The sequence below is a fragment of the Micrococcus sp. PSi08 genome (assembly GCF_054960655.1).
Map to the genome: position 1 here is coordinate 89,702 of NZ_JBHNYP010000005.1, position 12,036 is coordinate 101,737.

At 74.4% G+C, this 12,036-nt stretch carries 8 protein-coding genes and 1 tRNA gene; 6 read left to right on the plus strand and 3 right to left on the minus strand.

Annotation, left to right across the window (positions count from 1 at the left end; translation table 11 throughout):
- Positions 1-34: 34 nt before the first annotated feature.
- The gene (gene nudC, locus ACFI33_RS02835; RefSeq protein WP_073117090.1) at positions 35-1,024 is read left to right on the plus strand and encodes an NAD(+) diphosphatase; all 990 of its coding nucleotides are present in this window, start codon (positions 35-37) and stop codon (positions 1,022-1,024) included.
- A 15-nt stretch (positions 1,025-1,039) separates the two neighbouring features.
- A complete protein-coding gene (locus ACFI33_RS02840; RefSeq protein WP_145950531.1) occupies positions 1,040-3,169 on the plus strand; it encodes an ATP-dependent DNA helicase UvrD2 in 2,130 nt (709 codons plus the stop codon).
- Between the two features lie 42 nt (positions 3,170-3,211).
- Here the strand turns inward: ACFI33_RS02840 and ACFI33_RS02845 are convergent, their stop codons facing one another.
- Positions 3,212-3,940 carry a ThiF family adenylyltransferase gene (locus ACFI33_RS02845; protein WP_136940062.1) on the minus strand — a complete coding sequence of 243 codons (729 nt, stop codon included), beginning with the start codon at positions 3,938-3,940 and terminating at the stop codon, positions 3,212-3,214.
- 97 nt (positions 3,941-4,037) lie between these two features.
- Here ACFI33_RS02845 and ACFI33_RS02850 point away from each other — a divergent pair, with 97 nt between their 5' ends.
- Positions 4,038-4,709, plus strand: a complete 672-nt coding sequence (locus ACFI33_RS02850) for a M48 metallopeptidase family protein (protein WP_144879527.1) — start codon at positions 4,038-4,040, stop codon at positions 4,707-4,709.
- Positions 4,710-4,773: 64 nt separating this feature from the next.
- On the opposite strand, the gene ACFI33_RS02855 is transcribed toward ACFI33_RS02850, so the two are convergent.
- Positions 4,774-6,174 carry a zinc-dependent metalloprotease gene (locus ACFI33_RS02855; protein WP_060974198.1) on the minus strand — a complete coding sequence of 467 codons (1,401 nt, stop codon included), beginning with the start codon at positions 6,172-6,174 and terminating at the stop codon, positions 4,774-4,776.
- Positions 6,175-6,370: 196 nt separating this feature from the next.
- Between ACFI33_RS02855 and ACFI33_RS02860 the strand changes: the two genes are divergently transcribed.
- The 3 genes from ACFI33_RS02860 (at position 6,371) to ACFI33_RS02870 (ending at position 10,961) form a co-directional block, all read left to right on the plus strand.
- Positions 6,371-7,441, plus strand: coding sequence for a YlbL family protein (locus ACFI33_RS02860; RefSeq protein WP_282963018.1), 1,071 nt, complete (start codon positions 6,371-6,373; stop codon positions 7,439-7,441).
- A gap of 126 nt (positions 7,442-7,567) precedes the next feature.
- Positions 7,568-10,711 (plus strand): UPF0182 family membrane protein, encoded by a 3,144-nt coding sequence (locus ACFI33_RS02865; RefSeq protein ID WP_119217204.1) that lies wholly within the window; start codon positions 7,568-7,570, stop codon positions 10,709-10,711.
- A 176-nt stretch (positions 10,712-10,887) separates the two neighbouring features.
- Positions 10,888-10,961, plus strand: a tRNA-Met gene (locus ACFI33_RS02870).
- Positions 10,962-11,094: 133 nt separating this feature from the next.
- Here the strand turns inward: ACFI33_RS02870 and ACFI33_RS02875 are convergent.
- On the minus strand, positions 11,095-12,036 hold a 942-nt coding region (locus ACFI33_RS02875), incomplete at its 5' end, for a sodium/glutamate symporter family protein (RefSeq protein WP_462623751.1).

The window sequence follows — 12,036 nt, forward strand, 5'->3', positions numbered from 1 at the left end:
GGGCGCACCGGAGACGGGTCGCTAGCCTGGACGCATGGCTTCCTGCCCCCCGTCGTCGTCCGACCTCACCGCCGCACCGCCGCTGGCCCTGCCGCTGGCCCGCGAGGAGCTGGACCGCGGTGCCGTGGCCCGCCTCGACCCGGGCCACCTGGCGGCGGTCTGGGCGCGCGAGGGAACGGAGGTCCTGTGGCTGCAGGGTGGCCGCGCACCCGTCGCGGACGGCCGGCTCGTCTTCACCGCGCCCTCCGGTCCCGTGCCGGCCGAGGCCGCGTATCTGGGCCGCGGCACCGCGGCGGACCGGGGCCCGCACGGGCGGGAGCGCGAGGTGGTCTCCGTCGCCGTCGAGCCGCCGGCGGCCCTGCCGGAGGACGCGGCCACCGCGCTCGCGGACGCCGTGTGGGTCGGCCTCCGCGATGCGGCCGCCGCCCTCAGCGACGCGGACACCGGGCTGTTCGTGGCCGCTGTCGCGAACGCCAACTGGCACGCCACCCACCGCTTCTGCGCGTTCTGCGGCGGCGCCACGGACGTCGAGGCGGCCGGCTGGGTGCGTCGCTGCCGCAACTGCTCCCGGGAGCAGTTCCCGCGCACGGACCCGGCGGTGATCGTGGCCGTCATCGACCCGGCCGGGCGGATCCTGCTGGGCCGCAACGCGGCGTGGCCCGAGGGGCTGTACTCCTGCCTGGCCGGGTTCGTGGAGCCGGGGGAGTCCCTCGAGCACGCGGTGGTCCGGGAGATCGCGGAGGAGTCCGGGATCACGGTGACGCAGCCGCGCTACCGCGGCTCCCAGCCGTGGCCGTTCCCGCGCTCGCTCATGCTCGGTTTCACCGCGCTGGCCCCGGCCGGTGCCGAGCCGGTCCCGGACGGCGAGGAGATCCTCTCCGTGCGCTGGTTCGAGCGGGAGGAGCTCGCGCATCTGGCCCGCGAGGGCGACGTCACCCTGCCCGGGGCCGTGTCCATCGCGCGGGCACTCATCGAGGATTGGTACGGTGGGACGCTGCCCGATGCGCAGACCCTGATCACCTAGGAGGACTCGTCCCGCATGAGCACTCCCGACGAGATCCTCCGCGGCCTCGACCCGGAGCAGCGCCGGGCCGCCACGGCCCTGCACGGGCCCGTCTGCATCCTGGCCGGCGCCGGCACCGGCAAGACCCGCGCCATCACGCACCGCATCGCCTACGGCGTGGCCTCCGGCGTCTTCGACCCGCACCGCACCCTCGCCCTGACCTTCACGGCGCGCGCCGCCGCGGAGATGCGCACCCGCCTGCGCGACCTCGGCGTGGCCGGCGTCCAGGCCCGCACGTTCCACTCGGCGGCCCTGCGCCAGCTGCAGTACTTCTGGCCCCAGGCCGTGGGCGGGCCCATGCCCTCGCTGATCGAGAACAAGGTGCGCCTGCTCACGGAGGTCGCCCAGCGCATGCGCATGACCGTGGACCGGGCCGGCCTGCGCGACCTCGCCGGCGAGATCGAATGGGCCAAGGTCTCCCTGCACGCCCCCGAGGGCTACGCGGAGGCCGCCAAGGAGCGGGAGATGCCCGCCGGCTGGACCGCCACCACCGTCGCCCGTCTCTACACGGGCTACGAGGAGGCCAAGACGGCCCGGAACATGATCGACTTCGAGGACGTGCTGCTGATCCTCGTGGGGATCCTGTCCACCGAGCCGCAGATCGCGGCCACGATCCGGGACCAGTACCGGGTGTTCGTGGTGGACGAGTACCAGGACGTCTCGCCGCTGCAGCACCGCCTGCTCGACCTCTGGCTCGGCGACCGCGGCGACCTGTGCGTCGTCGGCGACGCCTCTCAGACGATCTACTCGTTCACGGGCGCGACCTCCCGCTTCCTCACCGACTTCCGTGAGCGGTATCCCGCGGCCACGGTGGTCCGTCTCGTGCGTGACTACCGGTCCAGCCCGCAGATCGTGGAGGCGGCCAACCGCCTGCTGGCGGACCGCACCAAGGCGGGGGAGCGGGACCGCACGATGCCGCGCTGGCCCGACCCCCTCGAGCTCGTCTCCCAGCGGCCGGCCGGCCCCGACCTCGTGTTCGCGGAGTGCACCGACGACGAGGCCGAGGCCGGCTGGGTCGCAGACCGGATCGCGGCGCTGATCGACGACGGCGTGCCGGCCTCCGAGATCGCCGTCCTGTTCCGCACCAACGGCCAGTCCCAGGCCTTCGAGACGGCGCTGTCCTCGGCGGGCATCGGCTACCAGCTGCGCGGCGGCGAGCGGTTCTTCTCCCGGCGCGAGGTGCGCGACGGCATCCTGCAGCTGCGGGCCGCCGCCCGCGCCGCCCAGGACCTGACGGGCGACGACGTCACGGACCGGGTGCGGGACGTGCTCTCCTCGCTCGGCTACTCCGCCGAACCGCCGGCGGCCTCCGGCGCGGCCCGTGAACGGTGGGAGTCCCTGCACGCCCTCGTCAACCTCGCCGACCAGCTCGCCACGACGCGCGGGGCCGAGTTCACGCTGACCGAGCTCGTGGCCGAGCTCGACGAGCGCGCCCAGCACCAGCACGCGCCGACGGTGCAGGGCATCACCCTGGCCTCGCTGCACTCCGCCAAGGGCCTCGAGTGGGACGCGGTGTTCCTCGTGGGCCTGTCCGAGGGGCTCATGCCGATCTCCTTCGCGGAGACCCAGGCCGAGGTGGACGAGGAACGGCGCCTGCTCTACGTGGGGATCACGCGTGCCCGCCAGCACCTGTCGCTGACGTGGACGCTCTCGCGGGGCACGGGCGGGCGCTCCACCCGGCGGCCCTCCCGGTTCCTGTGGGCCATCGACCCGACCCTCGGCGGCACCCGCGAGCACGCCCCGGCCCGCGGATCCGCGGCCGGCCCGACGGCGCCGCGGCGCCGGGGTGCGAAGGTCGCCGTGTGTCGCACGTGTGGCAAGCCCCTCGAGACGGGAGCGGAGCGCAAGGTCGGCCGCTGCCTGGACTGCCCCGCCACGTACGACGAGGCGGTGCTCGAGGAGCTGCGCGACTGGCGCACCCGCACGGCCGCCGAGATGCGGATGCCCGCGTTCGTGGTGTTCACGGACGCCACCCTCGTGGCCATCGCCGAGGCCATGCCGAGGACCCCGGCAGAGCTCCTGAAGGTGCCCGGCCTCGGCAAGGCCAAGCTGGAGAAGCACGGACCGGAGCTGCTCGAGCTGCTGCACGGCACCCCGACGGCCTGAGCCGCGGGCCCGCACCCCGTTCCGCCGGCGGCGCCGACCCTGTCAGAACGCCCAGCCGAGCGCGTCCGGGTCGCAGGCGCAGCCGGGCCGGGGGCGGACCTTCACCCGGCGCGTGCGTCCCGTCACCCGATCGGCCCGCAGCACGCCGGGGGCCGGTCCGGTCCGCAGCGCGTCCACGGTCAGCACGGCGGCCCGCAGCGCCGCGAGCCCGTCCACCTGTCCCCGGTGCGCCGACGGGCCGGGCGCCGTCGGGGCACCGGGGACGCCCGCCGGGTCCACGGGCCATCGGCACAGCGGGCACCCGCGCACCCCGGGGGCGCACCACGGCCCGACCGTGACCGCCTTCGGCCCCACCGTGACCGGCAGCAGCGGGTGGTCGGCGGCCAGGGCCTGCGCGGCCAGGTCCGCGTCGAGCACGGACCCCACCGCCACCGTCGCCTGCCCCACGAGCACCGGCACCGGGCCGTGGTGCGCGAAGACGCGCAGCCCGGGGGCCACATCGCCCAGCCGGCGCTCGAGCGCACCCGCCCGGGGCCGACCGAGGTCCCCGGGCAGCAGGCCGGTCCCCAGGTCCGCGGCGTCGACGGGCCGCGGATCCCACAGGGCCAGGCGCAGCGCCCCGGCCCCCGCCAGCGCGTGGGCGATCGCCGCGCCCACCGCGTCGAGGCCCGCCACGTGGACGTCCGTCGGCGGGGCCCACGCCCCCGGCTCCAGCGCTGACGCGGCGGCATCATGAGGGACGGTGGTGACGGTCTCGGCGACGGTGCGCACGGCTCTCCTCTCGGCTCGGTGCCTCCCACCCTGCCAGGGCGCTCCCGGACCGCGCCGGATTGTCCACAGCCTGCGGCCCATGCCGGACAATGGCCGGATGCGCCCTGTCCCGCCCGCCCCCGGCCGCCCTCCGCGTGCTGTCCCGGCCGCCCACCGCGGTCCCGCCCGCGAGAGCACCGACCTGGACTGGGAGGGCACGCCCGTGCGGCTCGTGCGCTCCACGGCCCGCACCCGCACCGTCTCGGCGGCGTGGCGCGACGGCCGCCTGCAGGTCAACGTCCCGGCCCGGCTCTCGGCTGCGCAGGAGCGCGAGTGGATCGGCCGGATGGTCGCGAAGGTGGGCGCACGCGGCGGGACGGGGCAGCCCGCGGCCGACCTGGACGGCCGCCCCGCCGACGCCCGCTCCGACGACGCGCTCCTGGCCTGGGCGGGACGGCTCTCGGCGGCGCACCTGGGTGGGCGGGCCCGTCCGGTCTCGGTCACGTGGTCGGCCCGGCAGCGCCGCCGCTGGGGCTCGTGCACGCCCGCGCGCGGCACCATCCGGCTCTCGACGCAGCTGCGCGGCATGCCGGACTGGGTGGTGGCGGCGGTGCTCGTCCACGAGCTGGCCCATCTGCTGGAGTCCGGACACGGCCCGGCCTTCCGACGCCTCGTGGACCGGTACCCGCGCTACGCCGAGGCGATGGCCTTCCTCGAGGGGGTCACCTTCGCCGAGGGCCGCGGTCGCACGGCGCCGGACCGGTGGGCGGAGGACGAGGATGCGGACTGACACGACGGCGGGCGGCCCACCCCTGTGGTGCCGGACCGCCCGCCGCCGTCGTGCCGGGAGGGGCTCAGTCCTCGCGCGGCGCGTCGCCGAAGCCGCCCTCGAGGAGCTTGCGCAGCTCGTCGTCGAGGGACTCGGTGCTGGCGTCCGCGGCGGAGCGGCGCCCGGCGTACCCGGCGGGGTCCTCGAGATCCTCCGCGGTGGGCTGACGCTCGGGATGGCGCCAGATCTCCTCGCGGTACTCCGTGCCGTGCTCGGCCGTGACGTGCTCCCAGAACGCGGCGGCCTCGCGCAGGCGGCGCGGGCGCAGCTCGAGGCCCACGAGGGCGGCGAAGGCCTGTTCGGCCGGGCCGCCCGAGGCGCGGCGGCGGTTCATGGTCTCGCGCAGGGCGGGCGCCGACTCGAGCGGGCGCGCGGCCTCGGCGACCACCACGTCCACCCAGCCCTCCACGAGGGCGACGAGCAGCTCCAGCTGGTCCAGCGCGGCCTGCTGGGTGGCGTCCGGGGCGGCGATGAAGGACGCCCCGTCGAACACGGCCTGCAGGGAGCCGGGGTCCATCGGGTCCACCGACTGCGCGGCCCGCTCGATGCCCTCGGTGTCCAGGCGGATGCCCGCGGCGTACTGCTCGACGGCGGCGTACAGGTCCCGCTCGAGCCACGGCGAGTGCAGGAACAGGCGCATGCGTGCGGCCTCGCGCAGGGCCAGGTAGATGCGGATCTGGTCGTCCGGCACCGAAAGCCCGTCGCCGAACTCCTCGATGTTCACGGGGACGAGGGCGAGACGGTGGCCGGCGACGGGCAGGCCGATGTCCGTGCCCGAGAGCACCTCCTTGCCCAGGGCGCCCACGGCGCCGCCGAGCTGCAGGCCGAACATCGTGCCGCCCATGTTCTTCAGCATGGGCTGCAGCCCGCCGAGCAGGGAGGCGTCCATGCCCTCGGGGAGCTGGCCCGGCAGCTGCTGCTCGATGGCCGCGGACATCGCGCGGGACATCGAGACGGCCACGGGCTCGGTGAGCCGGCGCCACTGGTCCATGGTCGCCTCGACCCACTCGGCACGGGACCAGGCCACGCCGACGCTGCCGACGGGCTCGGTCTGCGTGACGCCGTCGAGCCACAGCTCGGCCAGCCGCAGCGCCTCGTCCACCTCGCGTCGCGCGAACGAGCCGACGGCCGGGTCCTCGCCGGCCACGGCCTGGCGGGCGGCCTGCTTCGCCAGAGCCCAGTTCACGGGGCCGTCCGAGCCGGAGCCGGAGCTCATCATCGCCTGGAACTGGGCCATGGCCTGCTGCATCATGGCCGGATTCAGCTGGGACGGGTCGAAGGGCACCCCGCCGGGGCCGCCCAGGCCCTCCATGGCGCGTCGGACTTCGTCCGGGTCGGGGCCCTGGCCGCCGAAGAGCTGCCGCAGCATCTCCTCCAGGGGGTCGCGGCCGTCGTCGGATCCGGGCGTGCGCGCGTCGTTGCTCATGTCTCCAGCGTATCCGCGTCGGCGCGGCGCGCCCGCCCTCCCGACGTCGCGGCGGCGCGGTTCGCCCATGGCGCACGGCGTCGCGCGGGGCAGGCGGGGGTCGCGGCCCCGCGTAGACTGGTGTGACCGTCGCCGCGCGGCCCGTGCCCGGCGGCGAGGACGGCCCGATCAGGACCCCCAGGAAAGACGGTGTCGCGTGCGCGCAGTGCCCTCGAGGACCACCCGCGCCGCCCGCGTGCCCTTCTCCGGATGGCTCGCCCTGGGCAGCGCCGGGCTGGCACTGCTGGCCCCCACCCCCTACATCCTCGAGGGCCCCGGCCCCGCCGTGGACCTGCTGGGCGAACGCGAGGGTCGACCGGTGCTGCGCGTCGAGGGCGGCGAGGCGGACCCGGGTGAGGGGACCCTGGCCATGACCACCGTGATGGTCGGGGGCCCGCCCATCGGCACCACCTCCCTGCTCGATCTCGGCCGCGGCCTGACGGACCCCGCCGTGGACGTGGTCCCGCGCGAGCTGATGTACCCCACCGGCGTCACCTCCGACGAGGTCGGCGAGGCCAATTCGGCGGCCATGTCGGACTCCCAGCAGACCGCGACCGCCGCGGCCCTGCACGAGCTCGGCCGGGAGGTGCCCCAGCGGCTCGTCGTGCAGCAGCTCGTGTCCGGCGGGCCCGCCGAGGGTGTCCTGCGGGCCGGGGACGAGGTGAGCGCCGCCGAGGGACGGCCCGTGGCCGACCTGGAGGCCGTGCGCGCCGCCGTCGGGGCCGCGGGGCCCGACCCGGTCACGCTGACGGTCCGCCGCGACGGCGTGGAGCAGGACCTCGAGGTGCCGGTGGCGGCCGCCCCCGAGGGCGCGCCCCAGCCGTGGCAGATGGGGGCCCTGATCGAGACCGCCTACGACGTCCCGGTGGACGTCGAGCTGACCGTGCCGGACATCGGCGGGCCCTCGGCGGGTCTGATGTTCGCGCTCACCGTGATCGAGCGGCTGACCCCGGGCGCGATGACGGGGGGCGCCCCGATCGCGGGAACGGGCACGATCTCGGGGGACGGCGTCGTGGGTCCCATCGGCGGGATCCCGCAGAAGGTGCGCGGCGCCGCCGAGGCGGGGGCCACGACGTTCCTCGCCCCCACGGCGAACTGCGAGGAGCTGGCCGGCCGTGTGCCCGAGGGTCTGACGGTGTACCCCGTGGACACGCTGGGCCAGGCCCGCGACATCGTCGAGGCGGTGGCCCGGGGGGAGAGCCCGGCCGCCGCCCGGACGTGCGGCTGAGCCGACGCACACCAGGACCACCAGACCACCAGACCACCAGACCACCAGACCGGACGACATGTCCGGGGCGCAGCGCCCCGGACCGGAGCAGAGCCCCGCGGACGCGGGAGGGAAGAGGACAGAGCAGTGAGCTTCGGACAGGGAGGCGGCGGACCGTTCGGCGGCCCGCCCCGTGACGGCGGCGGGACCGCCGGGGGCCAGTCCGGCCCGTTCGGGGCGTTCGGCCCCTTCGGCGGCGCCCCGCGCGGCCCGGGCGACGACGGCGACCGCGGTCCTGGTGGCCCGTTCGGCGGGGGCGGGTCCTCCGCCGCGCGCGGCAGGGGCCGGCCGGGCCGGCCGAGCGCGCTCGTGCTGACCATCATCGCGGTGGCCGTGCTCGTGGGGCTGTTCGTGGTGTTCACGAACGTCTACACGGACGTGCTGTGGTTCTCGCAGCTGGGCTTCACCGAGGTCTTCTGGACCGAGGTCGTCGCCAAGGCCGCGCTGTTCCTGATCGCCGGGCTCGGGATGGCCCTCGCCGTGTGGCTGGCGATCCGCACGGCCTGGCGCCACCGCCCCGCGGACGCGTCCGCGGCCGCGCGGGACTCGCTCAGCCAGGCCCAGCGCCAGCTGGAGCCCATCCGGCGCCTGGTGTTCCTGGGTGTCCCGCTCGTGCTCGGCGTGTTCGCCGGCTCCACCGCGATGAACGGGTGGAACACGGTCCTGCTGTTCCTGAACCAGGTGCCCTACGGCCAGGCGGACCCGGAGTTCGGCCTGGACCTCATGTTCTTCATGGCCACCCTGCCGTTCCTGACGCTCGTGGTCGGGTACCTGATCTCGGTGGTCCTGGTCTCCGGCATCACCGGTCTTCTGGTGCACTACCTGTACGGCGCGGTGCGCGTGGAGGAGGGCGGCGGCGTGCGGATCACCCCGGCGGCGCGCGCCCACATCGGCATCACCCTGGCCGTGTTCCTGCTGCTGCAGGGCGTCAACTTCTGGCTCAACCGCTACCGCACCACGCAGTCGCAGACCGGCAACTGGGCCGGCGCGCTCTACACGGACGTGAACGCGGTCATCCCGACGTCGGCGATCCTGGCGGTCACGGCCGTGATCGTGGCCGGCCTGTTCGTGTGGACGGTGGTCTCGGGCCGGTGGCGGCTGTCGCTGATCGGCACCGCGGTCCTGGTCATCACGGCGCTCGTGGTGGGCACGGCGTACCCCTTCATCGTGCAGGAGTACCAGGTGAAGCCGTCCGAGCGCACGCTCGAATCCCAGTACATCGAGCGGAACATCGCCATGACGCGCGAGGCGTACGGCCTGGACGACGTCGAGGTGACGAACTATGAGGGCGCCACGGACACCGAGGCCGGGGCCCTGGCGGGCGAGGAGGCCAACACGGCCAACGTCCGTCTCATGGACCCGAACCTGATCTCCCAGACCTTCGGGCAGCTCCAGCAGTTCCGTCCGTACTACGCGTTCCCCACCACCCTGCACGTGGACCGCTACGAGGTGGACGGCCAGACGCGGGACACCATCCTGGCGGCCCGTGACGTCAACGTGGACGACTCCCAGTCGTGGGTGAACCGCCACACCATCTACACGCACGGCTACGGCATGGTCGTGGCCGACGCCTCCGAGGTCGCGGCCGGCGGCCGGCCCCAGTGGCTGCTCTCCGAGATCCCCACGCGCGGGCCGCTGGCCTCCGACCAGGACTACGAGCCGCGCATCTACTTCGGGCTCAACTCGCCCTCGTACTCGGTGGTGGGTGCGCCCGAGGGCGCGCCGGCCGTCGAACGCGACCGGCCGCAGACGGCCGACTCCCAGGAGGACACGGCGTACACCTTCTCCGGCGACGGCGGCCCCTCGGTGGGCAACCTGTTCAACCGGCTCGCGTACGCGGTGAAGTTCGGCTCGCCCGAGCTGGTGCTGTCCTCGGACGTGAACGAGGCCTCGCAGATCCTCTACGACCGCGACCCGGCCGAGCGCGTCCGCAAGGTCGCGCCCTACCTGACGGTGGACACCGCCCCCTACCCGGCGATCGTCGACGGCCGCGTGCAGTGGATCGTGGACGCCTACACGACCTCGGACCAGTTCCCGTACTCCACCGCGCAGCAGCTGGGCGAGGTCACGGTGGACTCCCTGAGCCAGGGCCAGAACCCGGCGCTCCAGGGCCGGGTGAACTACATCCGCAACTCGGTGAAGGCGACGGTGGACGCGTACGACGGCTCGGTGTCTCTCTACGCGTGGGACGACCAGGATCCGCTGCTGCAGGCCTGGCAGAACGTCTACCCGTCCTCGCTGCGCCCGTACTCGGAGATGAGCGCCGGACTCCTGGACCACGTCCGCTACCCGGAGGACATGTTCAAGGTCCAGCGCGAGCTGCTCGGCCGCTACCACGTGACCGACGCGGACGACTTCTACGAGAACAACGACGCGTGGTCCGTGCCGTCGGACCCCACGCGCGAGGAGGACGTCAAGCAGCCGCCGTACTACATGACGCTGCAGATGCCCGGCCAGGACGAGCCGGCGTTCTCCCTCACCAGCAGCTACATACCGCAGATCACGGACGGTGCCCAGCAGCGCAACGTGCTCTACGGGTTCCTCTCCGCCGCCGGCGACGCCGGCACGGGGGAGGACGGCGTGAAGGCCGAGGGCTACGGGCAGCTCCGACTGCTCGAGCTGCCGCGGTCCACCACGGTGCCCGGCCCGGGCCAGGCGCAGGCCAACTTCGACTCGAACGCGGACGTCTCGCGGGAGCTGAACCTGCTGCGCCAGGGCGCGTCCGAGGTGCTCAACGGCAACATGATCACCCTGCCGGTGGCCGGCGGCATCCTCTACGTCCAGCCGGTGTACGTCCGCTCCTCGGGCGGCACCACCTACCCGACGCTGCGCAAGGTGCTCGTCTCCTTCGGCGACAAGGTCGGCTTCGCGGACACCCTCCAGGAGGCCCTGGACCAGGTGTTCGACGGGGACTCGGGCGCGGTCACCCCGGAGGAGAAGCAGGCGGAGGCGCCCGCGCCGGGCGAGGAGCCGACGGCTCCGGGCACCGTCGAGGAGGAGCTCTCGGCGGCCCTCGAGGAGGCTCAGGACGCCCTGACCCAGGGCCAGGAGCGTCTGGCCGAGGGCGACTGGGCCGGCTACGGCGAGCAGCAGAAGCGTCTCAACGAGGCCCTGAAGCGTGCCACCGCCGCCGACGACGCCCTGGGCGGCGACGCGCCTGCCCAGGAGCAGGCCCCGGCCGAGGCGAGCCCCGCGCCGTCGTCGAGCCCCAGCCCGACGCCGAGCGGCTGAGTCGGCGCCGGCGGGCCGGGCCCGCCGGACCGTCGACGACGGCCCCGGCCACGCACCGCGCGTGGTCGGGGCCGCTGTCGTCTCGGGGCAGGTGGCCGCCGCATGGCCGCCGGGTGGCGGGGTGCTGACGCCGATTTGAACTCGACGGAACAGGTGTGTATAGTTCTAGAAGTCGCCGCGGGGTGGAGCAGTTCGGTAGCTCGCCGGGCTCATAACCCGGAGGTCGCAGGTTCAAATCCTGCCCCCGCAACGAGAAGGAGAAGGCCCCCAGCATCTGCTGGGGGCCTTCTCGCATGTCCGGACCCGGTCGCCCCGGCCCGCCGGCACGGTGCCGGCGGGCGAGCCGACCGCCCTCGGGCGATCAACGCGGGGGAGCGGGAGCGTCAGCGGCTCGAGGCCCGGACCGCCTGCTGGGCCGGGGTGCGGCGGCCCGGGTCGGTGCGGCGCAGCCAGACGGCAGCGATGATCGCGATGACCGCGATGGCGCCCCAGATGCCGACGACGGCCCAGGACAGGCCCGCGAGGAGCAGCAGCGGCACGAAGGACACGGCCGCGATCTCCACGGGCACCACCGGGATGTAGGCCACGCCGAACTGCTCCATGGTCCCGGACTTCAGCTTCGGGTCCACGATGCGCAGCATGGCCACGCCCGTGGCGACGGCGCCGGTGGCCCAGCCCCACGTGAACAGCTGCTTCTCGAACCACGCGTCGGTCATGACGCGCGGCGCCACGACGATCCCCAGGAACAGGGCCAGCGCGAGGCCGATCACGAACAGGAGCAGCAGCGGCTGCCAGTAGTCCACGACCACGGTCGGGGCGATCGCGGCGATGCCGCAGACGATGAGGATGTCCGTGGCGGTGCCGGACACCGAGTTCAGCGAGCCCGGGTCGAGGAACTTCGCCGTCTTCGTGGCCTGGAACAGGACGCGGGCGATCAGGCCGAGGAGGAACGCGATCGCGAACGCGGGGATGATCAGCTGGGGACCGTCCTCACCCACGACGCTCGGCCACACGGCCGTGATCCAGGAGACCACGCCGTGCGCGGCCGCCGCGATCATCGCGACCACGCCGACCTGGAAGGCCAGCGACTCCACCGAGGCCGCCGAGAAGGTGTGCCGGCCGATGACCGGGCGTTCCTCCACCTGGTTCAGCACCCCGGTGCGCAGCTCCTCCGGGATGGAGGTCAGGCCCGCGAACTCCCGCGCGTGGCCGCGCTGCGCGCCGATCTTGGCCTGGATGATGCCACCCACCACGCCGACGATCATGCCGACGGTGGCCGAGGTGTAGGCCAGCGAGGTGACGGTCGCATCACCGTTGGCCGCGTA

Excerpts from the sequence above, each read along its gene's own strand:
- nudC (WP_073117090.1), top strand. The coding sequence starts at position 35 with ATGGCTTCCTGCCCCCCGTCGTCGTCCGACCTCACCGCCGCACCGCCG.
- ACFI33_RS02855 (WP_060974198.1), bottom strand. The coding sequence starts at position 6,174 with ATGAGCAACGACGCGCGCACGCCCGGATCCGACGACGGCCGCGACCCC.
- ACFI33_RS02840 (WP_145950531.1), top strand. The coding sequence starts at position 1,040 with ATGAGCACTCCCGACGAGATCCTCCGCGGCCTCGACCCGGAGCAGCGC.
- ACFI33_RS02850 (WP_144879527.1), top strand. The coding sequence starts at position 4,038 with ATGCGCCCTGTCCCGCCCGCCCCCGGCCGCCCTCCGCGTGCTGTCCCG.